This is a genomic window from Nocardia sp. NPDC056100 (genome assembly GCF_042266325.1).
GTDB lineage: Bacteria > Actinomycetota > Actinomycetes > Mycobacteriales > Mycobacteriaceae > Nocardia.
This window is the reverse complement of sequence record NZ_JBHJVY010000001.1, coordinates 1034112-1055488: the sequence shown is the minus strand read 5'-3', so window position 1 is coordinate 1055488 and position 21377 is coordinate 1034112. Positions and strand designations below refer to the sequence as shown.

At 64.8% G+C, this 21377-nt stretch carries 26 protein-coding genes; 17 read left to right on the top strand and 9 right to left on the bottom strand.

Going from position 1 to position 21377, the window contains the following annotated elements; genetic code table 11:
* The first annotated feature begins 46 nt into the window (after positions 1 to 46).
* The 5 genes from ACFC0O_RS04825 to ACFC0O_RS04805 all read left to right on the top strand — a co-directional run bounded on the left by ACFC0O_RS04825 (position 47) and on the right by ACFC0O_RS04805 (position 3376).
* Complete coding sequence (locus ACFC0O_RS04825) at positions 47 to 382, top strand: ArsR/SmtB family transcription factor (protein WP_375953890.1); 336 nt, start codon at positions 47 to 49, stop codon at positions 380 to 382.
* Between the two features lie 297 nt (positions 383 to 679).
* The gene (locus ACFC0O_RS04820) at positions 680 to 1228 is read left to right on the top strand and encodes a DUF4365 domain-containing protein (RefSeq protein ID WP_375953888.1); all 549 of its coding nucleotides are present in this window, start codon (positions 680 to 682) and stop codon (positions 1226 to 1228) included.
* On the top strand, positions 1221 to 2381 hold the full coding sequence (locus tag ACFC0O_RS04815; protein ID WP_375953886.1) for a hypothetical protein: 1161 nt from the start codon (positions 1221 to 1223) through the stop codon (positions 2379 to 2381). Before ACFC0O_RS04820 ends, ACFC0O_RS04815 begins: the two co-directional genes overlap by 8 nt.
* 55 nt (positions 2382 to 2436) lie before the next feature.
* Complete coding sequence (locus tag ACFC0O_RS04810) at positions 2437 to 2892, top strand: hypothetical protein (protein WP_375953885.1); 456 nt, start codon at positions 2437 to 2439, stop codon at positions 2890 to 2892.
* Between the two features lie 55 nt (positions 2893 to 2947).
* The gene (locus tag ACFC0O_RS04805) at positions 2948 to 3376 is read left to right on the top strand and encodes a pyridoxamine 5'-phosphate oxidase family protein (protein WP_375953883.1); all 429 of its coding nucleotides are present in this window, start codon (positions 2948 to 2950) and stop codon (positions 3374 to 3376) included.
* A 36-nt stretch (positions 3377 to 3412) separates the two neighbouring features.
* Here ACFC0O_RS04805 and ACFC0O_RS04800 read toward each other — a convergent pair whose 3' ends face one another.
* Positions 3413 to 4003 (bottom strand): dihydrofolate reductase family protein, encoded by a 591-nt coding sequence (locus tag ACFC0O_RS04800; RefSeq protein WP_375953881.1) that lies wholly within the window; start codon positions 4001 to 4003, stop codon positions 3413 to 3415.
* A 162-nt stretch (positions 4004 to 4165) separates the two neighbouring features.
* Between ACFC0O_RS04800 and ACFC0O_RS04795 the strand changes: the two genes are divergently transcribed.
* Positions 4166 to 5149, top strand: coding sequence for a sigma-70 family RNA polymerase sigma factor (locus ACFC0O_RS04795; RefSeq protein ID WP_375955944.1), 984 nt, complete (start codon positions 4166 to 4168; stop codon positions 5147 to 5149).
* A 45-nt stretch (positions 5150 to 5194) separates the two neighbouring features.
* Entirely contained in the window at positions 5195 to 5575 is a 381-nt protein-coding gene (locus ACFC0O_RS04790; RefSeq protein WP_364631916.1) for a hypothetical protein, read from the top strand.
* Between the two features lie 9 nt (positions 5576 to 5584).
* Here the strand turns inward: ACFC0O_RS04790 and ACFC0O_RS04785 are convergent, their stop codons facing one another.
* Positions 5585 to 6388, bottom strand: a complete 804-nt coding sequence (locus tag ACFC0O_RS04785; protein ID WP_375953879.1) for a HEAT repeat domain-containing protein — start codon at positions 6386 to 6388, stop codon at positions 5585 to 5587.
* 30 nt (positions 6389 to 6418) lie between these two features.
* Entirely contained in the window at positions 6419 to 6709 is a 291-nt protein-coding gene (locus tag ACFC0O_RS04780; RefSeq protein ID WP_375953877.1) for a hypothetical protein, read from the bottom strand.
* A 165-nt stretch (positions 6710 to 6874) separates the two neighbouring features.
* On the opposite strand from ACFC0O_RS04780, the gene ACFC0O_RS04775 reads away from it, so the two are divergent.
* The 3 genes from ACFC0O_RS04775 to ACFC0O_RS04765 all read left to right on the top strand — a co-directional run bounded on the left by ACFC0O_RS04775 (position 6875) and on the right by ACFC0O_RS04765 (position 9614).
* Entirely contained in the window at positions 6875 to 8773 is a 1899-nt protein-coding gene (locus ACFC0O_RS04775; RefSeq protein WP_375953875.1) for a protein kinase, read from the top strand.
* Positions 8774 to 8893: 120 nt separating this feature from the next.
* The gene (locus ACFC0O_RS04770; RefSeq protein ID WP_375953873.1) at positions 8894 to 9265 is read left to right on the top strand and encodes a hypothetical protein; all 372 of its coding nucleotides are present in this window, start codon (positions 8894 to 8896) and stop codon (positions 9263 to 9265) included.
* Between the two features lie 28 nt (positions 9266 to 9293).
* Positions 9294 to 9614 (top strand): metalloregulator ArsR/SmtB family transcription factor, encoded by a 321-nt coding sequence (locus tag ACFC0O_RS04765; RefSeq protein WP_364631925.1) that lies wholly within the window; start codon positions 9294 to 9296, stop codon positions 9612 to 9614.
* 25 nt (positions 9615 to 9639) lie between these two features.
* Here ACFC0O_RS04765 and ACFC0O_RS04760 read toward each other — a convergent pair whose 3' ends face one another.
* Positions 9640 to 11007 carry an NtaA/DmoA family FMN-dependent monooxygenase gene (locus ACFC0O_RS04760; protein ID WP_375953870.1) on the bottom strand — a complete coding sequence of 456 codons (1368 nt, stop codon included), beginning with the start codon at positions 11005 to 11007 and terminating at the stop codon, positions 9640 to 9642.
* 12 nt (positions 11008 to 11019) lie between these two features.
* The gene (locus ACFC0O_RS04755) at positions 11020 to 12216 is read right to left on the bottom strand and encodes an LLM class flavin-dependent oxidoreductase (RefSeq protein WP_375953868.1); all 1197 of its coding nucleotides are present in this window, start codon (positions 12214 to 12216) and stop codon (positions 11020 to 11022) included.
* Between the two features lie 415 nt (positions 12217 to 12631).
* On the opposite strand from ACFC0O_RS04755, the gene ACFC0O_RS04750 reads away from it, so the two are divergent.
* Positions 12632 to 13510: a DMT family transporter gene (locus ACFC0O_RS04750; RefSeq protein ID WP_375953866.1), complete on the top strand. Its 879-nt coding sequence runs from the start codon at positions 12632 to 12634 to the stop codon at positions 13508 to 13510.
* A 52-nt stretch (positions 13511 to 13562) separates the two neighbouring features.
* Here ACFC0O_RS04750 and ACFC0O_RS04745 read toward each other — a convergent pair whose 3' ends face one another.
* The gene (locus ACFC0O_RS04745; RefSeq protein WP_364631935.1) at positions 13563 to 13787 is read right to left on the bottom strand and encodes a hypothetical protein; all 225 of its coding nucleotides are present in this window, start codon (positions 13785 to 13787) and stop codon (positions 13563 to 13565) included.
* 332 nt (positions 13788 to 14119) lie between these two features.
* Here ACFC0O_RS04745 and ACFC0O_RS04740 point away from each other — a divergent pair, with 332 nt between their 5' ends.
* The 3 genes from ACFC0O_RS04740 to ACFC0O_RS04730 all read left to right on the top strand — a co-directional run bounded on the left by ACFC0O_RS04740 (position 14120) and on the right by ACFC0O_RS04730 (position 16190).
* Positions 14120 to 15046 carry a hypothetical protein gene (locus ACFC0O_RS04740; protein ID WP_375953864.1) on the top strand — a complete coding sequence of 309 codons (927 nt, stop codon included), beginning with the start codon at positions 14120 to 14122 and terminating at the stop codon, positions 15044 to 15046.
* A complete protein-coding gene (locus ACFC0O_RS04735; RefSeq protein WP_375953862.1) occupies positions 15043 to 15669 on the top strand; it encodes a class F sortase in 627 nt (208 codons plus the stop codon). Before ACFC0O_RS04740 ends, ACFC0O_RS04735 begins: the two co-directional genes overlap by 4 nt.
* 248 nt (positions 15670 to 15917) lie before the next feature.
* The gene (locus ACFC0O_RS04730) at positions 15918 to 16190 is read left to right on the top strand and encodes a three-helix bundle dimerization domain-containing protein (protein ID WP_364631943.1); all 273 of its coding nucleotides are present in this window, start codon (positions 15918 to 15920) and stop codon (positions 16188 to 16190) included.
* Positions 16191 to 16265: 75 nt separating this feature from the next.
* On the opposite strand, the gene ACFC0O_RS04725 is transcribed toward ACFC0O_RS04730, so the two are convergent.
* Complete coding sequence (locus ACFC0O_RS04725; protein WP_364631945.1) at positions 16266 to 16586, bottom strand: hypothetical protein; 321 nt, start codon at positions 16584 to 16586, stop codon at positions 16266 to 16268.
* Positions 16587 to 16654: 68 nt separating this feature from the next.
* On the opposite strand from ACFC0O_RS04725, the gene ACFC0O_RS04720 reads away from it, so the two are divergent.
* Positions 16655 to 17467 (top strand): alpha/beta fold hydrolase, encoded by an 813-nt coding sequence (locus tag ACFC0O_RS04720; protein ID WP_375953860.1) that lies wholly within the window; start codon positions 16655 to 16657, stop codon positions 17465 to 17467.
* A 73-nt stretch (positions 17468 to 17540) separates the two neighbouring features.
* On the opposite strand, the gene ACFC0O_RS04715 is transcribed toward ACFC0O_RS04720, so the two are convergent.
* Positions 17541 to 17927: a hypothetical protein gene (locus tag ACFC0O_RS04715; protein WP_375953858.1), complete on the bottom strand. Its 387-nt coding sequence runs from the start codon at positions 17925 to 17927 to the stop codon at positions 17541 to 17543.
* A 258-nt stretch (positions 17928 to 18185) separates the two neighbouring features.
* Between ACFC0O_RS04715 and ACFC0O_RS04710 the strand changes: the two genes are divergently transcribed.
* Together ACFC0O_RS04710 and ACFC0O_RS04705 are read left to right on the top strand one after the other, a co-directional pair.
* The gene (locus ACFC0O_RS04710; protein ID WP_375953856.1) at positions 18186 to 19739 is read left to right on the top strand and encodes an acyl-CoA carboxylase subunit beta; all 1554 of its coding nucleotides are present in this window, start codon (positions 18186 to 18188) and stop codon (positions 19737 to 19739) included.
* Between the two features lie 8 nt (positions 19740 to 19747).
* Positions 19748 to 20530: a DUF5984 family protein gene (locus ACFC0O_RS04705; RefSeq protein ID WP_375953854.1), complete on the top strand. Its 783-nt coding sequence runs from the start codon at positions 19748 to 19750 to the stop codon at positions 20528 to 20530.
* Here the strand turns inward: ACFC0O_RS04705 and ACFC0O_RS04700 are convergent.
* Positions 20521 to 21237 (bottom strand): hypothetical protein, encoded by a 717-nt coding sequence (locus ACFC0O_RS04700; RefSeq protein WP_375953852.1) that lies wholly within the window; start codon positions 21235 to 21237, stop codon positions 20521 to 20523. The genes ACFC0O_RS04705 and ACFC0O_RS04700 overlap by 10 nt on opposite strands.
* Positions 21238 to 21377 lie beyond the last annotated feature (140 nt).

Genomic DNA, 21377 nt, shown 5'->3' with positions numbered 1-21377 from the left:
AAACGTTGATGCTGATGGTAGTATCGGCCACGGAGAGGAGTCGCCGATGACCTCGGAAACCGACAGTCGCATCACCGACCACATCGAGCCGGGTGAGATCACCGCCCAGGGCCTGCTCGACGCCCTGGTGGATCCGGTGCGCCGCAGCATCGTTCGACAGCTGGCGGCCTCGGACGTGGATATCGCCTGCGGCAATTTCGATATCACCGTGAGCCGCTCCACCGGCACCCACCACTTCAAGGTGCTGCGCCACGCGGGCGTCATCCGCCAGTACTACCTGGGCACCTCCAAGATGAACACCCTGCGCCAGGCCGATCTCGACGCCGTCGCCCCCGGCCTCATCGAAGCGATCCTCGCCCTGCCCGAGACCGCACGCCGCTGAACCGACATCCATTTCAATGGCGAGACTGTGCTGGTCGCACGATCGTTTGTCGTGGTGATTTGGATACCGAATCGCATCTGTCCTGTCGTCCTTCGATACGGACGTTTAGCTGATCCGGCTGCCAGGGGGTGCGGACCTCATTTGGCGAGCTTGGGGGAAATCAACGTTTCGTGCCAAGGTGTTGGATGTGTGAAAGGTGCTGCGTACCAATGGTTATCTGTGGGCTACATCTAGGCTCGGCTGTTTTGTGCAAATGATCGTGACATTTTGTGCCAACATGTACATGCGGAAACCGTCATGCTTGACCATGTCAGTATGGATAGCGGGGCGGGGTACTCAACTGACGATGTAGCCGTGCTGGGTGCGAATGGGGCTAAGGCACGGTTCGGCTTGGCATATGTGCGGGCGGTGTGCAGTCAGGCTGGAGTCGTGTTCCAGGAAACCAGTCCTGACGAGGATGTGCGCGCGGTCGATGGCTTGGTTGGGTTTGCAATCGCGGACGTACGAGTCCAGGTGAAATGCACGGGGCAGTTTCGGATCAACAGTGGACCGACAGCAACATGGCCGATTGAAGACTCGTGGCGCAAAAACTGGAATCAATGCAAGCTCCCCGTTTATTTCGTGCTGGTTATCGTCGATCCTGATGACCAGATCGCATGGCTGCAACACCACGACAACGCGACATTGCATCGAGCAGCTGCCTTTTGGGTTCGAGTGGATACGATCCCCGACAGTCAAGGCATCGTTGTTCCCAAGGCTCAGCGACTAACCGCTGACACGCTGCGCCTTTGGCTTGCTGATGTGGAGGCAATCTTCGACGGATCGAGAGGGTCAGGTGTTGTCTGACGACGTCTTTTTGCCATCCGTTGCTGACTTGATTACCTATCTCACCGCCCACGACTGGTCACCGAATCCTCCAGGAACGGGCGGCACATTGTGGGTGAAAGATGAGGTTCGTATCGGGGTTCCGAACGACCCTGATCAGACCTTGATCAGCTCGGTATTGACTCGTCTTGCCCGTGCGGAGCGGCGGGATCTCAAGACAACCGCGGACGCTGTTCGGTACGTTCGGTTCGACGTTACGCATCTGCGGGCCGTGAATAGTGAGCGGATTGTCGACAAGATTCCTCTCGAGACGGCAACGAAGTTGCTTAGTTCCGCTCGAATGATGCTGCGCGCGACGGCGACTACAGCAAGGTCGGAGCGAGCGCAGATTGGCGGCAACTATTCTCGTATCGGTGATGACGTTATCCGAGACGCGTTCATGGGCCACACGGAGCGAGGCTCCTACATCATTCCTGTTCTGGTACCGATTCCACCGCCCGCGGAACCGAATCTTCAGCAGCTGAGCTTGTGCGAAGACGAAGAAGGGCCGACGCTGTACAACGCCGCTCCTGAGCCTTTCGCTCGGCGCGTTGTCAGGACGTTCGCCCAATCAATGCAGGCTATGCACGATCTGGTCGTTGAACCTGGTAGGTTGCCGAACGTCGACAGTATTCACGAACTCGTCTATCGCGGGGTTAGCCGTGAGTTCTGCACGGGCTTGGTCACTGTCCTTGATGAGAGCGCAATCGGCGAGTTCGAGACCATCGTTGACTGGGCGCCTGTCGTAGCGGCTCCGGACACGATGCCGCGGAACATCTCGATCAGCGCGGACGCCGCAGATCTTGTCCGCCACGTCGCTGAACGGCTGCGCCAGCAGAAACCTCAATCCAGCCAGGTGTTTTCGGGAACCATCATCCAGTTCAGGCACGAGAATCATGATGATCCCCATGGTGAGATCGCGGTTTCGACGATGCAGCGTGGCCGGCCGTCAGAGATCAAGGTACGACTCCCTCTGCGGACGTACCGCGAGGCTTGGGAATGGCACAACGCAGGCCGGGCTGTTCTAGTTGAGGGATTGATTCGACGCACGCCTGGACGGCCAGGCGTTGTGGATGAACCGACTCGCTTCCAGCCACTCGATGAGTTGATGTTGCCTGGTCTCCGGCTTCGCTGAGATCTGCTGAATTCGTTTCCGCCACAATCGACTTCGGGTATGAGAGAGTTCGGTCATGGGGCTCTTTTCGAATGATGATCCTGCTGTCGCCGCTGAGAAGGCGCGCGTGAAAGCGCAACAGCAGGCGGACCGGCAAGCACGGCAGGCCGAGAATGAGAAGCGGGAAGCGGAAGCAGCTTTCAACGCATCGCCTGGGGGACAAGCGAGGACCGCTCATAAGAGGGGTGATCAGCTCTTTCAGATCAATGTCGACCTCGAACAGGTTTCGGGCCAGATTGTCACGATGGCGAGCGTGAGCATGAAACCGACTGGCGCACACAGTAATAGCAGAAGATCCAGCCCATCAACGGTGCTCAACGCGATTTTGGCGGAAGGCTGGTCACTTCAGATACTTTCAACTGCTTTCATACCGACTACCCAAGAGTCGAGAGACAAGTTCCTCGCCTCCGGTCAGCAGGTCGCGGTTTCAGGACGTCTTGTAGGCACCTACGTCTTTTCGCGAGCGGATTGACGGTCGGTTCGACGTGCGGACCGACCTGCTCGAATCGTGAGGCTAAGGTCCTCCCATGCCAACTACCTTGCCCGCGAAAGCCGCCGCGGCGATCAATGGCGGATTGCTCGCCCATCTGGTCACCATCAATGAGGATGGGTCGCCGTATGTGCGGTGTGTGTGGACGCATGCCGAGGCCGATGCGCTGAGCATCGGCTCGATGAGCTTGGACAAGCGGTATGTGCGGAATCTGCAACGGGATTCGCGGGTGTCGATCTCCTATCAGTCGGGTGTGATCGATGCCCACGGGCTGGCCGAATACCTTGTCGCCGAAGGACATGCGGAAGTGGTCGAAGGTGGCGACGGGCGGGCTCTGCTGAATCGGCTCGGGAAGGCGTACATCGGTCCCGACGCGGATTTCCTCGCCGATCCGGCGGTGGGACCGGGACACTTGATTCGGGTGCGACTGACCAAGGTCACCGGTGTCGGAGCCTGGCTGAACTGAGATCGCCGCCGGGTATCCGGCGGCGATCAAAAGCGCTCAGCCGTACAGGAATTCGTAGGTGCAGAACACCAGGCCGTCGCCGATCTTGCGGGTGTCGGCCAGACGCAGCGGTGTGGTGTCGCCGATCTTGTCGAAGAGGCGCTGGCCGCTTCCCAGCACGACCGGGAAGACGGTCAGGCGCAGTTCGTCGGCCAGGTGCTCTGCCAGCAGTGTGCGCACGAGCTGATAGCTGCCGTAGACCAGGATGTCGCCGTCCACCCGCCGCTTGAGCTCCGAAATCTCCTTTGCCGCATCACCGTTGAGGACGGTGGTGTTGTTCCACTCCGGGTTCTCGAGGGTCGAGGACACCGCGTATTTGGGGCGTCCGTTCATTGTGTCCGCCCACTCGGGACTCACCCGGACGTCCGCGCCGTGCATCCGGGTCGCGAACCAGTCGTAGCTGCGCCTGCCCAGCAGCAGCGCCTCGGCGTGCAGTACCTCCCCGGTCTCGTTGGTGGTCCACGCTTGCAGGTCCTCGACCGCGACGAAGCGGTGGAACCAGCCGCCCGGCCCGAACCCTTCCTGGCCGTCCGGGTCCTGGACCACGCCGTCGAGGGTGGCGTTCGCGCTGATGACGATCTTTCCCATTTCCGTACTCCTTTGAAATGCTGTCGGCTGTCACCGGTTCTGACGCCGACGTATCGAAAAAGGGGGCGCGGGGCCCGACCGCCCCGTTCCCGCCTCGGCCGACGTCCATACCGCATGGAGCCGTACACAGGGAATGAGGCGCGAGTGCCGAGAACAGATCTGATGTCGAGGGCGCGGGCCGGTGACGGTGAGGCGTTTCGCGCGCTGACCGAGCCGCACCGTCGCGAACTACAGGTGCACTGCTACCGGATGCTCGGATCGTTCCAGGATGCCGAGGACGCGCTCCAGGACACCATGCTCGCCGCATGGCGCGGTCTCGAACGATTCGACGGGCGCGCGTCGCTGCGCACCTGGCTCTACCGCATCGCCACCAACCGGTGCCTGGACGCACTGCGCTCGGCTCACCGCCGCCCGGCGAAGCAGTGGGACATCCCGGGGATCGAACCGCCCGAACCTACCGGACTCGGCGAAATCCATTGGCTGGAGCCCTATCCCGATGCCCTGCTGGACGGCGCGGTCAGCGTTCCGCTCGGTCCCGAGGCGCGGTACGAGCAAACCGAGTCGATCTCCCTGGCCTTCGTGACCGCGTTGCAGATCCTGCCGCCGCGCCAGCTGGCCGTCCTGATCCTGCGCGATGTGCTCGGATTCCGTGCGAGCGAAGTAGCCGAAATGCTGGACACCACAGTCGAATCGGTGAAGAGCGCCCTCAAACGCGCACGTGCTGGCATGCGGGACACCACCGTCCCGGAGCACCCGCCCGCCGAGGACGCGATCGTGGCGAAATTCGTCAGCGCCTACGAATCCGCCGATATCAACGCCGTCGTCGCCCTGCTGACCGACGACGTCTTCATTTCGATGCCACCGCTCCCGCTGGAATACCAGGGTCGAGACAGCGCGACGCGCTTCCTGACGTTCCTGTTCGGCCCGGCGAAGAGATTCGACCTACTGCCGACGCGGGCCAACGGTCAGCGGGCATTCGGGATCTACCGGCACACACCCGACGGCATCCACGCCGCCGGACTTCTCGTAATAGCATTCGCCGACAACGGAATTCGAGCCATGATCGCCTTCGAGAACTCCGTCTTCGCCAATTTCGGCCTGCCGCAATCCCTCCCGAGCGCCCAACCGCCCGGTTTCCGTCATTAGTCCGCGCTTGGGATCTGATTGGTCGCGCCGCCCACCATCGGTGCCATGACAAAGAAATTCCTCGCCACCGCCGTCCTCGCCGCCGCGTCCGCCGCCACCATCCTGGGTAGCGGCACCGCCGGTGCCGACGACGTGCGTCAGATCTACTTCGCCTACGGCACCGATAACGGTTATGTCAGTGGCCGTCTCACCGGTTTCAGCCACGACAGCTACCGGGTCGACGCCCGCGGCGGTCAGGTCATGATCGTCGACGCGAACCCCAACTGGTCAGATGTCGTCGTCACCGTCACCGGCCCGACCGGCACCCTGTCCTACCAGAACCAGTGGACCCGAGTTGTCCTGCCCGTCAACGGTTCCTACCAGCTCACCGTGACGTCCCCGCATCACAACACCATCGACTACGGAATGAGCGTCAAGATCGACTGAATCCGTTCCTCAGCCTTCGCGGGCTGCGATCGCGGCTTGGATTCGCCGCAGTGTGCGCAGCCCCTTCTTCGCGGCGACGCTGACCATGCCGTCGAAGACCGTCGAGCCCCGGTCATCGGCCATCAGCCGTTCCAGCGTCGGCGCGGCACGGTCGTCGCCCGTCGAACCGAGCGCGACGGCCGCCCAATAGCGCTGGTTCGGATCGGTGCTCTCGGCCGCCTCGCACAGTCGCGGGATGATGTCCGGGGCGAAGGTGGACAGCGCGCTGGCGATATACCCGATGCGGTAGTACCGGCGATTCTCGAACTCATCCCAGAGCGCGGCGAGGGCCTCCTCGCCGCCGATCATCCCGAGCGATTCCGCGGCCCGTTCGCGCATTCCCGCGATCTGATCCCGCAGTACGGGCGTGAGCGCCGGGACCACCGACTCGTCCCCGAGGACCCCCAGCGCGATCACCGCCTGCTCCCGCGCTATCTCCTGCGGATGGTCCAGCAGTGCGATCAATCCGGGAACCGCATCGTGGAACCCGAGCGCCGCACACCCCATCGCCGCCCAGGCCTGGCAGTTGTACCGCGTGTCGCCGAGTGCGGCGAGCAGCGGTTCACGCAAGGTCTCGTCCCCGAAGACCTCCGCCCGATTCAAGGCCAGGCTGTACAGCGTGCGATGGGAGCCCGAATAGTCGCGCACGAGCGCCCGCAGCGTCTCCCGAGCCGACGCGTCACCCGCAGCGGCCCGATCGAGCAAAGCTCGTAGGTTGTCCTTGCGGGTCTCTAGATCACCGTCTTTGAGGCGGCGCGTATCTGCTGGGTTCACTGCCCAACGGTACCCGCCGGTACACCGAGGTCAGATGGGCAGGCAGGGGTTGTCGTTGCCCGGGACCTCCTTCACGCTGCCGGTATTCAGCCCGATCAAGCAGGCGATCACCGCCGTGATGGCGAACGGGGCCGCCGCCGAGGCGGTGATCATCCCCGAGTCCCAGTCGATGCCGAACGCGCTCGACCCCGAATTCGGCGCGGCCACAGGGGTTTCGGCCGACGGCGCGGCTTGGGTGGTGGCCGCGGTGGTGACGGTTCCGGCGATCGCGAGCGCGGCGACGATGACGCGGATTCGAGTGCGGCCGAGCGATGCTGACATTGGTGATACCTCCGGAAAGTGATGACTACGGCCGGAGCCTATTCGAAATAACTCCATTTCAGATGACTTCCCGCGCCCCGAGAAGCTGGGGCATGACCACTGTCGATTCGACGTGTCGCGCGTAACATCGTGAGCCGCAGGCGCAATCGCGGGAAGGACATGCCGGTGGGCAGCACACTCGGTGCCGGCGAGTCCTTCGCGGGATACCGCATCGAACGACCCTTGGGCGCGGGCGGGATGGGCGAGGTGTACCTGGCCCGCGACCGTGACCTACCGCGATTCGTGGCATTGAAAATCCTCAAGGGGAACGGGGATGCGGAGCTGGCGCGCCGCTTCCTGCGCGAGGCCGAGGCGATGGCCCGCCTCGATCATCCGAATATCGTCACCGTGCACGCGCGCGGGGAGACGGCCGGGCGGTTGTGGATCGCCATGACCTTCGTCGAGGGCGGTGATCTGGCCGGTGTGCTCGCCCGGGGACCGATTGCACTGCCCACCGCCGTGCGCATCCTCGCCGAAGTCGCCGATGCGCTGGACTATGCGCACGGCCGGGGCATCGTGCACCGTGACATCAAGCCCGCGAACATCTTGCTCACCGAAACCCGGGTGCTGATAACCGATTTCGGCATCGCGAAGACTCTCGACGAGAGCATGCAACTTACGAGCGTGAGCCAGGTACCCGCGAGCTTCCAGTACGTCGCCCCCGAGCGGTTACTGCTGGACGCGACGGTCGACGGCCGCGCGGACGTGTATTCGCTGGGCTGCACCTTCTTTCAGATGGTGACCGGCTCCGTCCCATACCGTGGCGCCGACCTGCACCAGCTGATCGCGGCACACCTGCAAGCCCCGATCCCTGCCGTGAGCCGCCGAAACCCGCTGCTCCCAACAGCATTGGACGCGGTGCTCACCCGGGCCCTGGCCAAGAATCCCGCCGACCGATACGCCACCTGCGAAGAGTTCGCCCGTGCCGCCGGACGGTGCCTCCGCACTTCGCCACCCAACTCGGTCCCGATTACCGTCCGCCCTCCCCGTACCGCGGGTTCCTCGCTCCGCGGCTACCTCCGAAGGCACCGGCGTCGGACGATAGCGGGAGCCGTTGTGGCCGTGGCGATTCTGGGAACCACGGCGGCCGTTCGCGGCTGGGATGACTCCTCGTCAACCGGCGGCGCACCCGCAGTCGTGACCATCGCCGTCGGGCAGAGCCCCAACGCGATCGCCGTCGACCCCGGCGCGCACACCGCCTACGTCACCAACGGCGCGGCGAACACCGTCTCGGTTCTCGACCTCGTCACTCGCACCGTCACCGCCACGATTCCCGTCGGGAAGTATCCGAACGGTGTGGCCGTAGATTCCGCGGCGCACACCGTCTATGTCACCGACGGCCGCGATAACGCCGTCTCGGTCATCGACACCGTCTCGCGCGCGGTCACCGCCAGCATCCCGGTGGGGCGGAACCCGACCGGCGTGGCCGTGGATCCCGATATCCACACCGCCTACGTCACCGGCGGCAGCATCATGGGAAGCCCTGGCGACAACAGTGTTTCGATGATCGATACGGTCGCGGGTACGGTCACCGCCACGATTCCGGTCGGGAAGAACCCGAACGGCGTGGCCGTGGATACCGGTGCCCACACCGCCTACGTCGCCAATGGCGACAGCACCGTGTCGGTGATCAATCCCGAGGCCCGCGCCGTCTTCGCCACCGTTCCGGTGAGCGGTGGGGCGCTGGCCATCGCCGTCGACTCCGGCTCGCACGCGGCCTATGTCGTGGGCGGTGCGCACGAAAACTATGTCGTCTCGGTGCTCGAGCTCGCTTCCCGCAAGGTCACCGCCGCCATTCCCGCCGGGGACCTGCCGATCGCGGTGGCCCTGGACCCCGGCACCGGCAGCGCCTACGTCGCCAACAATGCCGCACTCACCGTGTCGGTGATCGACACCGGCAGGCGCACGATCACCAGCACACTTCGCGTCGGCCAGGGCCCACAGGGTGTGGCGGTAGATCCCGCCACGCACACCGTCTACGTCGCCAACCTGGGCGACAGCACGGTGTCGGTGCTAACTCGCTGATTGCAGAAATAGTGAATTGCATACCTTGCGGAATTCTTCAGCAATCAACTGTGATTCATCCGCGCCGCAGGTAGCGTCTCGGCACGCCAAGGCTTTTGGCGATGCGGGAAAGGAATGATCATGGCCAATATGGAAGTTGCGCTCAAAGACATGATGCTGCTGGATGGTGCGCTCGGTGCCGCCGTCGTCGACTACGGCAGCGGTATGGCGCTCGGCACCCTCGGCGGTTCGAAGAATTTGGACCTGGAAGTCGCCGCAGCGGGCAATACCGAACTGGTGCGTGCGAAGCTTCGCACGATTGACCAACTCGGGCTGAATGAAGAGATCGAAGACGTCCTCATCACGCTCGGCAGCCAGTACCATCTCATCCGGCCGACGCGTGGTCGCAGGGCCGGCGGTCTGTTTCTCTATGTCGCCCTCGACCGCCAGCGCGGCAACCTGGCACTGGCCAGGCATCGGCTGAAGGACATCGAGGAAGAGCTCGAAATCTGATTCACCTGGCGGAAAGGGTGGCCACGTAATGCCATCGATGCAGCGGCCGCTCTATCAAATGAAGGCTGAGTTCTTCAAAACACTGGGCCATCCCGTGCGCATTCGCGTTCTCGAATTGCTCAGTGTGCGTGCGCACGCGGTCTCGGAGCTGCTGGAGGAGATCGACGTGGAAGCGGCGAATCTCTCCCAGCAGCTGTCGATTCTGCGGCGCGCCGGTTTGGTGCGGGCTTGCCGGACCGGGCTCTCGGTTACCTACGAGCTCACCTCACCCAAGGTGGCGGAGCTACTCGCGGTGGCGCGCGCGATCCTCACCGGTGTGGTCGCCGACCAGGTCGAGGCGCTGGGATAGCGCACGACCACACCCGGGCCGAACGTCAGCCCTCGGCCGCGACGGTGGTGGCCGAACGCACCGGCGGCAGACCGAGGTTGTCGCGCAAGGTGTTTCCGGTGTACTCCGTGCGCAGCGCGCCGCGATCCTGTAGCAGCGGCACCACCCGATCGACGAATTCGTCCAGCCCCGACGGCACCAGATGCGAGCCGAGAATGAACCCGTCCGAGCCGTCATTGCTCACGAAATCGTCGATCTGCTGCGCCACCTGCGCCGGGGTGCCGACCAGCGGACCGCGTTCGAACTGATCGATGACGGCCTCGCGCAGCGTCAGCTTCTTCGCCTCGGCGACATCGCGCAGCCGCTGCGCGGTCGCGAAGCGATCCTGGTGCACGAACGCGCGGCCCTGAATGATCGGCGGCGCATCGGGATCCGGATCGATGGCGGGCACCGGACCCTCCGGATCGTAGGCGGACAGATCGCGATTCCAGATCTGCTCCAGCAGGATCAGCGCGGTCTGCCCGGTGACCTGCTCATTGCGAATCGCGTGATACTTCTCGATCGCCTCGGCCTCGGTATCGCCGAGCACGAAACTCGCCGACGGCAGGATCTTGATGTCGTCGGCCGAGCGCCCGGCCGCCACCGCGCGCGCCTTGATATCGCGATAGAACTCGGCCGCCTCCGGCAGCTTGCCGTAGGGGGAGAAGATGGCGTCGGCGTTCGCGGCGGCGAAGGCCCGGCCCTGCGGTGAGACACCGGCCTGCAGGATCACCGGCCGTCCCTGCGGGCTGCGCGGGACGTCGAACCGTCCGGCGATATCGAATTGACCGCTGTGGAAGGCGAATTCACCGGCCTCGGCGCGGGCCAGGAATCGGCCGGATTCCCTATCCGCTGCCAGATCGTCCTCGCGCCACGAATCCCACAGCGCGCGAACGGCATTGAGAGTCTCCTCGGCGCGGGCGTACCGATCGGCGGGCGCGAGATAGCCACCGCGCCGGAAGTTCTGCCCGGTGAACTCGTCGAAGGAGGTGACGACGTTCCACGCCGCGCGACCGCCGGACAGATGATCCAGGCTCGCGAATTGCCGTGCCAATTCATAGGGTTCGTTGAACGTGGTGTTGATGGTGCCCGCCAGCCCCAGGTGCTCGGTGACCGCGGCGAGCGAGGCCAGCACGGTGAGGGTGTCCGGGCGGCCGATAATGTCCTGATCGAAGATCTGCCCCGCGCGCTCGCGCAGGATGAGTCCCTCGGCCAGGAAGAAGAAGTCGAATTTGCCGCGTTCGGCGGTGCGCGCGGTGTGCTCGAAGCTGTCGAAATCGATCTGGCTGCCCGCCTCGGGATGCCACCACGCGGTGCTGTGGTTCACGCCGCCGAGGTATGCGCCGAGGATGACCTGCTTACGGGATGTGCTCATGGATGGCCTCGCTCAGGCGTTCGCGTATCGATTGGGGACGGTGGTGGGCAGTCCGAGCAGCCCGCGCAGGGTGGTCTCGGCGTAGCCGGTGCGGAACAGGCCACGCTGTTGCAGAACAGGCACGAGTACGTCGGCGATGGTGGTGAGATCGTCGACGGCGACACCGGGCCGCAGGCGCACACCGTCGACCCCGGCGTCCTGCCAGGCGGCGAGCAGATCCGCCAGATCCGCGGCGCTTCCGGCGAAAACGGCTGCATCGGAGACGAATTCGCGCCCGGCGAGCTCATTGAGACGGGCCAGCCGCTCCGCCCCGGTGCCGTCGCCGTTATCGAGGAATACGACCAGATCGGCATACACCCGCAGCGGTTCGCCATCGCGCTCGACCCGCTCGGCGGCCTCGGCGACCTGGCGCACGATCGGTACGGGACCGTCCTCGCGCGTCGGGGTGACGAACACCAGATCCGCACCGCGAGCGGCGAATTCGTAGATGAGCGGCGCGTGCGCCAGTGCCGTCACCACGGGCTGCCCCTGCGGCGGTCGCGGGGTGATGGACGGGCCCCGCACGCTGAAGTATTTCCCCTGGAAATCGACGTAATGCAATTTGTCGCGATCGATGAAACGCCGCGTGGCGATATCGCGAATCTCGGCACCGTCCTCCCAGCTGTCCCACAGTCGGCGCACCACCTCGACCGCATCGGTCGCCTCATCGAACAGTTCGTGCACCGCCTGCGGGAATCGGCCGGTGGCCACGGCCTCGGCAAGTTCGGCGGTGCTGAGGTCGGTGACCGTGCGCCTGCCGAAAAGCGCTGCCTCCGAGGCGGTTCCGGATACCCGCACCTGCCATCCGGCCCGCCCGCGCGAGGTGTAGTCCAGGGTGGCGAGCGCCTTGGATACGTGGAACGGTTCGGTATGCGTGGTCGTCACCACCGGTATCAGCCCGAGGCGGCTGGTCACCGGCGCGAGCCGCGCGGCGATCAATTCGGCGTCGAGCCGGGCGTGCACGCCGTCGTCTCCGGATGCGTGCCGCACCCCCAGCCCGTCCTCGATGGTCACGAAATCCAACAGCCCCCGCTCGGCGATGGCGGCGAGATCCGCCCAATAGCGGGCATCGAACAATTCGGCGGGACGAGAATTCGGTTCCCGCCAGGCCGCCGGATGCCAGCCCGCCCCGTCCAGGGCCACGCCCAGGTGCAATGGTGTCGATGCCATAGGTTTCCCGTCCTCGCTCGCAGCCCGCCGATCGGCGTACGTACTCCCCAACCTTGTCGATGGCCCGCATCCGGCCAACAGTTGCGATCAGGTTGATCCTGCGGAAATACCGCGAGGCATCGTGTGTGAGCGTGACTTCCACTGCGCGAAGGCCATTTCCGAGCGAGGAACAGCCCGGCCTGACGAGCGATTCGCGCGAACGCCCGGTTACCGCTAGGGTCGGCGGTGACAGCGTATAGGGTTCCGCGCGCACACCGCCTGAACGACAACACAATCAGGTGTGGGTGGACTGGACCGAGCTACGCCTCGGTGGACGGCAACCTGCCGGCCGCCGACATCTGAAGGGATAAAAGCCTGGAGGACTCCTATTGTGCTACCCGAAAACTCAGGTGGTACCGAGTAGAGAGTCCCGCCAATGGTTTTCGCCTCGTCCGTTCCCGCCACGGCCGGTGTTCCGGTCGTCGTTCTCATCGCGGTGCTGGTGGCCGCGGTCCTGCACGCGGCCTGGAATGCCATCGCGCACTGGATTCCCGATAAGGCCGCCGCGCTGACGCTGGTGCCACTGGGCTGTGTGCTGTGCTCGATTCCCATGATTCTCGTTGCGGCAGCGCCTGATTCGCGCAGCTGGCCGTATCTGGCGGCATCGTCGGTGCTGCACATCCTCTACAACGGACTGCTCATGCTGTCCTATCGTTTCGGCGATCTCAGCCAGACCTATCCCTTGGCGCGCGGTACCGCGCCCCTGGTGGTGGCGCTGGTCGCGGCCATCGCACTGGGCGAGACGCCCGGCCACGGACAGCTCGCCGGTGTGCTGCTGATCTCGATGGGCCTCGGGTTCCTGGTCTTCTGGGGCCGCCGCGATAATCCGAGCCGCCCGGCCGCGATGGGCGCGGCCGTCACCACCGGTCTGGTGATCGCCGCGTACACGGTCGTGGACGGAACCGGAATCCGCTTGTCGCACAGCACACTCGGCTATATCGCCTGGCTCATGCTGCTCGGCGAGGTCACGATGCCGGTGCTGGTCTTCGCCTGGATCGGACCGAAGCTGTGGCCGCGCGTGCGGCCGGTATGGCATATCGGCCTGCTCGGCGGTGTGCTCAGCGTCGCGGCCTACGGGCTGGTGCTGTGGGCGCAAACCCGCGGCGCGCTGGCCTCGATCGCGGCGATGCGGGAATCGAGCATCATCATCGCGGCGGTGATCGGCGCGGTCTGGTTCAAGGAGGGCTTCGGCAAGCCCCGAATCCTGGCCACCTGCGTCGTCGCCGCGGGTATCGCGGTCATGGTCCTGACCTGAGACGGCCGGTCCATCGGGAGGAGGATGGACCGGCCGTTCGGACTGCGCACGGCTAGTGGTGCTGCAGCCTCTCCTTCATCTCCTCGTTCATATCCTTGATCCCCGAGCGCGCCTGCTGGGCTTCACGCTTCATGCCGTCGCCCAGCCGGTCCATATCGCGCTTGGCATCATCGGCCATGCGGTCCATGCCGTCGGCCATGCGCTGGCCCTGGTCCTTCATGTCCTGCTTGACCTTGTTCGCCATCTGGCCGGGTTTTCGGCCTTTGCGGTCAGACATTCCAACCTCCGCGTCGGTAGGTTTCAGGTCCGAACTACGAGATGGGAGTGCGGGTGAGAACCCGCATCCGTCGAGTCTCCGAGCGCTGTCGAGCGTCCTTCGAAGTCTGCGAGGGTCGCCGACAACCGGATCCAGCCTGCTGCCGATGGGTCCGCGGTGTCAACCTTTCTGGCGAAAACAGGTCGCTCACCTCGGGGACTTGAACGGACGTCCGGTTTTATTTGCTCCCGTATTGCCCGAGCTTCGCAAATTCGCGGGTGATCGGGGTAACGGACAGACCGAAAGGTCCGAAGGAAGGGCATCGGGATACAACGTCTGGAAGTGAATTCATAATGTCGGCAAGGACATTCACGGTGGTGGCGGCCGCCGTAGCAGCAGTCGCGCTTTGCGCACCGTCGGTCGGCGCGGAACCTCCCACGACGACTCCGCCCGCCCCGGGCCTCGGGTTGGGTGTCGATCTCAATGGCGGTGGCAACGTCGGGGCGAACCCCGGCGGGAACGGTCCGGGGGCGAATGCGGGTCTCGGCCTCGGGGTCGACGTGCAGGCCGGTGGCGGCGGTCTCGGCGTCACCATTGCGCCTAGCGTCGGTGCGAACGCCGGGGGAGGGGTGCAGGCCGGTGGCGGTGCCCAGGCGGGCGGCGGCGTCCAAGCCGGTGGAAATGCCGGTGGTGGCGTGCAGAGCGGCGGCGGTGTGCAGGTCGGCGGCGATGCCAATGGCGGCGTCCAAGGCGGCGGTGATGCCAACGGTGGTGTGCAGACCGGCGGTGGCGTTCAGGTCGGCGGTGACGCCAATGGCGGTGTGCAGACCGGTGGCGGCGTTCAGGTCGGCGGTGACGCCAACGGCGGTGTGCAGACCGGCGGTGGCGTTCAGGTCGGCGGCACCGGCAACGGTGGCGTGCAGACCGGAGGCGGTGTGCAGATCGGTGGCACCGCGGGCGGCGTCCAAACCGGTGGCGGAGTTCAGGTCGGTGGCACTGCCGGTGGTGGTGTGCAGACCGGTGGTGGCGTTCAGGTCGGCGGGAACGCGGGCGGCGGTGTGCAGACCGGCGGACTCGGCGGCATCGATCTGATCGCCGTCGGCGCGGCGGCCGCGGGACCGGACACGGTGTACGGCATGGCGATTCCGGTCGGCGCGACCACCGGTATCCCCGGCGGCACGGCCGTCACCGATAAGACTCCGGCGGGCGGATATGTCATCCCCAAGGGCGCACCGGAGACCGGAGCGGGCGGTATGGCGTGCGTCGTGAGCGCGCGATGAGCCGAAACATCAAGGGCGCGGCGAGGATTCGGCGGACTCCACTCGCCGCCCTGATCGCCGCGCTTGCGGTCATCGCCGCCCTGATCACCGGGTGCGGATCCACCGAGACCACCGCGGCCTCGACCACGACCGCGGCCACGCCCGCCAAAGTGCAGACGGCGGCATCGGTCACCCGGTCCACGCCGGTCTCGTTCGATATCCCCTCGATCAAGGCATCGGGTTCGCTGGTCTCGTTGGGGCTCAACGCCGATGGAACGGTTCAGGTCCCGGCGGACTATCAGCAGGCGGGCTGGTATCAGCAGGGTCCCGCGCCCGGTGAGCAGGGTTCGGCGGTGATCCTCGGCCATGTCGACTCCTATAAGGGCGAAGGCGTCTTCTTCTCTCTCAAGAAGGTCAAAGCGGGCGACATGATCGATGTGAAGCGCGCGGACGGTAAGACCGCGCATTTCAAGGTCACCGATGTGCGCATGTATCTCAAATCCGAGTTTCCGGACCAGCTGGTTTATGGTCCGCGCGGCGGGGCTACCCTCCAAGTGGTCACCTGCGGAGGCGATTTCGATCAATCCGCCAAGAGTTACCAGTCCAACGTGGTGGTGTTCTCCTCACTCGATTCGGTCACCTAGCGATCGTTTTCGGCTGCAAGGTGCAAATGTACTTTCATTTGTCGTTTGCAGGTGTCGTTGTCGAGGACCTCTGGTGCCGACTAGCTGACGGGTTGTGCCACAAAGGGATTCGAGGGAGCAAAGTGCTCGCATCTCATGACAGTTTTGTGGGTGCGGCCCCGCGAGGCCGCTGTCCAGTCCGCCGCGCAACCTGATGAGGAAGTTGGCTGCCGGCGTACCCCGTTTGCGTATGGAGGCGAAACCAGAGCATGACGGCATCCGAAGAGGAGCGGCAGATCAGCGAGCTCGTCGCCCGGCTGGCCGCTAAATTCCCGCATTTGACGGCGCGGGTTGTCGGTGAGGAAGTGCGCGGAATACACCGCGATTTCGAAGGGCATCGGGTTCGGGAATTCATTCCGCTGTTGGTGGAGCGAATCGCCGAACGGCAGTTGAGCAAGCGAGTGTCGTACCGTTCGTCCGCGAATATCGGGGATCCGCTATGGAATCGGGCGCAACCCTTATGCCCGGTCTTCCGGTGGTGAATTCGCTCAGCGCGCAGCCGAGTTCGACACGCCGAAGCCGCAGGTCGGGAAACCTGCGGCTTTTTCTATCGGCGACTACTGAAGTCGCTTGGGTTCGATAGCCGCGGGGAGCCCGCGCAGCTGCGCGAAATCCGGACTCTCCTCCCAGCAATCCATGAGCAGCCGCGGCGTGGTGTGGTGTTTGACGTGGTCGCTGTGCACTGTCGACCCGAAGATGGTCAGGCTCGTGATGGCGGTGGCGGCGCATATGCCGCCCGCGATCAACGCCCAACCGGCGTATCCACTTGCGGCAGCGGCCAAAGCCATTGCGCAGGTGCCGAATGAGACGAGTATCGAGGTGTAACCGAACCAGGCGGCGAAACTGTTCCGTCTGACCCAGCCTGGGTTGTGGGGCATCCACCCAGCATACCGACATATGTGATCTACGGCACTCCGGGTTTTCCGGGGGCGATTACGATACTTCGATGACCGGCAGATACATCCACACCGCACTCGGCCGGATCTACGTCGACATATCCGGTGCGGGCGAGCCGATACTGCTGCTGCCCAGCCTGCTCACCGACCACACCCTCTTCGCCGCGCAGATACGCCATTTCGGCGATCGGTACACCACGATCGCGGTGGACCCGCCCGGTCAGGGCAGCAGCGAACACCTCGAACGCCAATTCTCCTTCGAGGAGAGCGCCCGCAGCTATCTGCAGATCCTCGATGAACTGGGATTCGCGCGCGCCCACATAGTCGGAAACTCTTGGGGCGCAATGATCGGTGGCACCCTGGCCGCGAGCTACCCCGACCGCGTGGCCTGCGCCATCCTCATCAACGGCACCGCCTCCCCGGCACCTGCCTGGGACCGCCGGAAGCTGGCTCTCTCCGCTCAGCTGAGCCGCCGCCTCGGCCGCATGGCCTTCCCTCGAATCCTGGTCGTCCCCCGCTTCCTCGGCGCGACGACCAGACGCACCCGGCCCGAATTAGTCGACGATTTCCTGACCATCCTGGCCCGCAACAATCCCCGCTCCGCGAGCCTGGCGGTCGAGAGCATCGTGGTGAATCGCCCCGACCAGCACGCCCTCTTCACCCGAATCCAATCCCCGGTCCTCATCATCACCGGCGATGAGGACATCAGCTTCCCGGTTCCCGAGGTCCGTCGCATGGCCCGCGCCATCCCCGGCTCGGAATTCGCCGTCCTCGATCACGTGGGCCATCTCGCGGCCTACGAAGCCCCCGATGTGGTCAACCGTCTCATCGACGACTTCCTGTCCCGTCACCCATCCGCATGAAAACTCAACGGGTGGAATTGATTACAGCTGAAGCGGTCGGTCCACCGTCGGGGATGGACCGACCGGGTTCGAGCTAGGAGGCGCTGCCGGACAGCAGGCCCGACAGCAGCCCGCCGCCGCCGAGGCCGGAGGAGCCGGTGGAGGTTTGCAGGGTCCAGGTGCCGCAGCCGGTGGTGAAGAAGGCGATATCGGTGGACTGGATGGTGACGGTGGCCGAACCGTTCACCGCCCCACCGGTTTCCAGCACGGCGGTGGCGCTGGGGGTCAGAGCCGAGAGCCGGGCCCAGGCGCAGGTGGAGAGCGCGGTGCTGGTGGTGTAGGTGCCGGCCTGGATATCGGTGCCGACGGTGAAGATGGAGTCGGTGCCCATGCTGGTGCCGACCGCGCTCGCGGTTCCGGTGGAGCTCAGTACGGCGGTGGCGGCGAGTGCGAGCCCGGTCGCCCAGAGTGACTTACGCATAAAGGAGTGTCCTCAATCGTCTGAAATGAATGCGTTTCGCAGGCTATGAGCCGTCGGTTCCACTCGGGACCGGATCCAGGAACCTCACAGGAACATCGCGGCTGGAATCGGCCGGGCGAGGTTCGGGGTGCGCGAGTAGCCCGATGTGAGCTCGCCGTGACTGTGATTCATCCCGTATATCTGGTTCTGCTCCCCGAACGGTCTTGGTACCGCTTAACGTCGCGGGGGCAGAACTGAGTTGGGAAGGTGGCAGTAGGCGTGATCGGTACGCAGGCGAAGCTCGATGAACTGGCCAAGATTTTGGAGATCGCCGCGGAACCCGCGGGCGAGGCCGGGGTCGCCAAGCGGGAGAAGAAGGGCATTCCGAGTGTGCGGCAGCGGGTCGACATGCTGCTCGATCGCGGGACGTTCATCGAGACCGGTGCGCTGGCTCGACAGCCGGGACAGGCGGACGCGCTCTATGGTGACGGCCTGGTCACCGGTCGCGGGTTGATCGGGGGACGCCCGGTGGTGGTGATTTCTCATGATCAGACCGTGTACGGCGGGTCAGTGGGCGTCACCTCGGCGCAGAAGTTCATGCGGGCGCTGCAATTCGCGTTCGACAACGCGTGCCCGGTGGTGACGATCAACGATTCCGGTGGTGCGCGCATTCAGGACGCGGTGGGTTCCATCGCCTCGTTCGGTGATATCTCGCGGGTGCTGGAGAAGCTGTCCGGATATGTGCCGCAGGTGTCGATCATTCTCGGCAAGTGCGCGGCGGGATCGGTGTACGGGCCGATCAATACCGATGTGCTTATCGGGACCAAGGATTCGTACATGTTCGTCACCGGGCCGGATGTGATCAAGGCCGTCAACGGTGAGGATGTCACTGCCGAGGAGCTCGGCGGCGCGGAGGTGCAGGCCAAGCGCGGCACGCTGCATCACGTGGCCGAGACCGAGCAGGAGGCGTACGACTGGGCACGCAATTACCTGAGCTACTTCCCGACCAGCTGCGTCGAAACGCCGCCGATCGTGAATCCCGGTCTGGAGCCGGAGATTACGGCCTCGGATCTGGAACTCGACCGGATCATCCCGGATTCCGATCGCTCCGGCTACGACATGCACGAGATCCTGCTGCGCCTGTTCGACGACGGTGAATTCCACGAGGTCCGCGCCGCGTTCGCGCCCAACCTGATTACCGGATTCGCCCGCGTGGACGGCTATCCCGTCGGCGTGATCGCCAATCAGCCACTGGTGCTGGGAGGTTCGATCGACGCCGCCTGCTCGGACAAGTCGACCTATTTCATCCGCCTCTGCGACGCCTTCAATATCCCGCTCGTCTTCGTCGCCGACACCCCCGGCGTCCTCCCGGGCCTGTCCGAGGAAGCCGCGGGCGTGATCATCCGCGGCGGCCGCGTCCCCCGCGCCATCATCGAAGCGACCGTCCCGATCATCAACCTGGTGGTCCGCAAGTCCTACGGCGGCGCCTACGGCATGATGGCCGCCCGCCAGGTCGGCGCCGACTTCAGCTTCGCCTGGCCCACCGCCCGAATCGCGGTAATCGGCGCCGAAAGCGCGGTCGACCTCCTCGGCAAACGCCAACTGGCCGCCATCCCCGAGGAACACCGAGCCGCCGCCCGCGACTTCATGGTCAACCAGTACAACGAAACCGTCGCCACCCCTTGGATCGCCGCCGAACGCGGCTACATCGACGCGGTAATCGAACCCTCCCGCACCCGCCTCGAAATCCGCCACGCCCTCCGCCTCCTCCGCGACAAACAACCCCTCAAGCCCGAATTCAACCCCCGCAAACACGCCATCTACCCCATGTAATGCCGGGTATGCGATTCCGCTTCGAGCTGACACCGCTCGAGGAGGTTCACCCCTGGGGCTCGGTGACCCCGAACCTGCACTGGTTCGGGCTCACCGACGGTCTCTACTGCCTCGATGTAGGTGGCGTCGAACTGCTGCGCTACACCGATCGAACGATGGATTGGCTGACAACCCAACGGGATCGGCCGCCACTGCCGTGGGTGGACTACTACGTGGTCCGCCTGTGGGAGGACATGCTGGCCGCGCTGCCGTACATCCTCGAGCCCGTCCCGGACGATCTGGTGGACTACATGGTCACCGGATCCATGGTGCCGGTCGATCTCGACGATTCGATTCTGGACGACCCCGCCGTCGACGCGGCGTGGGACGCGTCCGGCGAACGCAGGGTCGATACGTCCTACCTGCGCTTCGGTCCGACGCTCTCATGGTGCCGCACACTCGATCCGGTGGACACCGTCACCGTGGGTTGGCACACCACCGCAGACCCCGACGGTGAAATCGCGTTCACCGCACCGCTATCGGGCAGGGTGTCGGTGACCACGGCTGAGTTCATCGATGCCGTAACGGATTTCGACCGCAGGCTGTTCGAATCCATGCGGGTGCGCGTGGATCGATTGGCCGAGACCGGCCCGCCCGACGGGATAGAACTCGATATCCCGCACCTGATTCGGGAGCATGAGGATCGTCGTACCTGGTTGGCTCGGGCCATGTCACGGCAGGTCGGCACCGATTGGGAGGCGGTCCGGGCGGGCGTGGCGATTCTGGTGCAACCGGGAGTCGGTCAGAAGTAGACGCCGGGGACGCAATAGCCGGTGACGTATTGGCGGTCGCCGTAGCGTACAGCGGATGGATTCCATTGTGCGCCAAGGGCTTCTACAAAGGAGTGGACTGCGTCGAGGTCGCTGCGGTCGGCGATCAGGATGAGGTTGTCGTCTTCGGTGACGGAGCCGCCGCCGAGGGTGTCGCGGGCTGCCGGGTCGGCGAGGAGGGCGTCGTGCAGTCGGGTTCGGTCGATGCCGGGGATTTGGACGATGAATCCGTCTGCGCGGGGGTCGTCGGCGGGTAGGAACTCGATGCCGAGGACGGCTTCCTGGTGGTAGCGCACTCGCAGGTCGTCGGCGATCCAGCACAGGTTGTCGCGGCCGGTGCAGGCCAGTTCGAAGCGGCGGGCCGGTTCGTAGGTTATCTGCTGGGATTGCTCGGACCAGAACACGCCGTCGATGGGTTCGGACTGCACGGTGAGCCCGAGTTCCATGGCGGCGGTGAGGTTGGTTTCCAGTTCGAACTGGGTGAGCGGATCGTTCAGGCGTGGATCGGCCGGATCGGTGATGGTGGCGGTATTCCAGGTGCCGAACAATTCGGCGGTCGGCTGCAAGGGGTTCCCCGCCGCGCACGAGGCCGGGCCGTAGGCGTCGGCCGCGCCCGCGCCGACCGAGATCAGGGTGGCGCCGAAGGTGACGGCGGCAGCCAGGGTGACGGCGACTCGATTGGCGATCATGAGGCCGCTCCTCCTCTCCAGCGGGTCGAGATTCGACGGATCCGGGACGAGATGAGATCAATCGAAGTCTATTGCGCCGGATCCGGCGGTATTCGGAAACGCACAAGTCCGGCACCGCGCCCTACCTGGACCGTTGACCG

What these genes read in the sequence shown, in the direction of transcription:
- ACFC0O_RS04770 (WP_375953873.1), top strand. Translation starts at nt 8,894, where the DNA reads ATGGCCAATATGGAAGTTGCGCTCAAAGACATGATGCTGCTGGATGGT.
- ACFC0O_RS04750 (WP_375953866.1), top strand. Translation starts at nt 12,632, where the DNA reads ATGGTTTTCGCCTCGTCCGTTCCCGCCACGGCCGGTGTTCCGGTCGTC.
- ACFC0O_RS04730 (WP_364631943.1), top strand. Translation starts at nt 15,918, where the DNA reads ATGACGGCATCCGAAGAGGAGCGGCAGATCAGCGAGCTCGTCGCCCGG.
- ACFC0O_RS04760 (WP_375953870.1), bottom strand. Translation starts at nt 11,007, where the DNA reads ATGAGCACATCCCGTAAGCAGGTCATCCTCGGCGCATACCTCGGCGGC.
- ACFC0O_RS04700 (WP_375953852.1), bottom strand. Translation starts at nt 21,237, where the DNA reads ATGATCGCCAATCGAGTCGCCGTCACCCTGGCTGCCGCCGTCACCTTC.
- ACFC0O_RS04825 (WP_375953890.1), top strand. Translation starts at nt 47, where the DNA reads ATGACCTCGGAAACCGACAGTCGCATCACCGACCACATCGAGCCGGGT.
- ACFC0O_RS04720 (WP_375953860.1), top strand. Translation starts at nt 16,655, where the DNA reads ATGACCGGCAGATACATCCACACCGCACTCGGCCGGATCTACGTCGAC.
- ACFC0O_RS04715 (WP_375953858.1), bottom strand. Translation starts at nt 17,927, where the DNA reads ATGCGTAAGTCACTCTGGGCGACCGGGCTCGCACTCGCCGCCACCGCC.
- ACFC0O_RS04735 (WP_375953862.1), top strand. Translation starts at nt 15,043, where the DNA reads ATGAGCCGAAACATCAAGGGCGCGGCGAGGATTCGGCGGACTCCACTC.
- ACFC0O_RS04800 (WP_375953881.1), bottom strand. Translation starts at nt 4,003, where the DNA reads ATGGGAAAGATCGTCATCAGCGCGAACGCCACCCTCGACGGCGTGGTC.
- ACFC0O_RS04765 (WP_364631925.1), top strand. Translation starts at nt 9,294, where the DNA reads ATGCCATCGATGCAGCGGCCGCTCTATCAAATGAAGGCTGAGTTCTTC.
- ACFC0O_RS04745 (WP_364631935.1), bottom strand. Translation starts at nt 13,787, where the DNA reads ATGTCTGACCGCAAAGGCCGAAAACCCGGCCAGATGGCGAACAAGGTC.
- ACFC0O_RS04795 (WP_375955944.1), top strand. Translation starts at nt 4,166, where the DNA reads ATGTCGAGGGCGCGGGCCGGTGACGGTGAGGCGTTTCGCGCGCTGACC.
- ACFC0O_RS04780 (WP_375953877.1), bottom strand. Translation starts at nt 6,709, where the DNA reads ATGTCAGCATCGCTCGGCCGCACTCGAATCCGCGTCATCGTCGCCGCG.
- ACFC0O_RS04705 (WP_375953854.1), top strand. Translation starts at nt 19,748, where the DNA reads ATGCGATTCCGCTTCGAGCTGACACCGCTCGAGGAGGTTCACCCCTGG.
- ACFC0O_RS04805 (WP_375953883.1), top strand. Translation starts at nt 2,948, where the DNA reads ATGCCAACTACCTTGCCCGCGAAAGCCGCCGCGGCGATCAATGGCGGA.
- ACFC0O_RS04790 (WP_364631916.1), top strand. Translation starts at nt 5,195, where the DNA reads ATGACAAAGAAATTCCTCGCCACCGCCGTCCTCGCCGCCGCGTCCGCC.
- ACFC0O_RS04755 (WP_375953868.1), bottom strand. Translation starts at nt 12,216, where the DNA reads ATGGCATCGACACCATTGCACCTGGGCGTGGCCCTGGACGGGGCGGGC.
- ACFC0O_RS04810 (WP_375953885.1), top strand. Translation starts at nt 2,437, where the DNA reads ATGGGGCTCTTTTCGAATGATGATCCTGCTGTCGCCGCTGAGAAGGCG.
- ACFC0O_RS04725 (WP_364631945.1), bottom strand. Translation starts at nt 16,586, where the DNA reads ATGCCCCACAACCCAGGCTGGGTCAGACGGAACAGTTTCGCCGCCTGG.
- ACFC0O_RS04820 (WP_375953888.1), top strand. Translation starts at nt 680, where the DNA reads ATGCTTGACCATGTCAGTATGGATAGCGGGGCGGGGTACTCAACTGAC.
- ACFC0O_RS04740 (WP_375953864.1), top strand. Translation starts at nt 14,120, where the DNA reads ATGTCGGCAAGGACATTCACGGTGGTGGCGGCCGCCGTAGCAGCAGTC.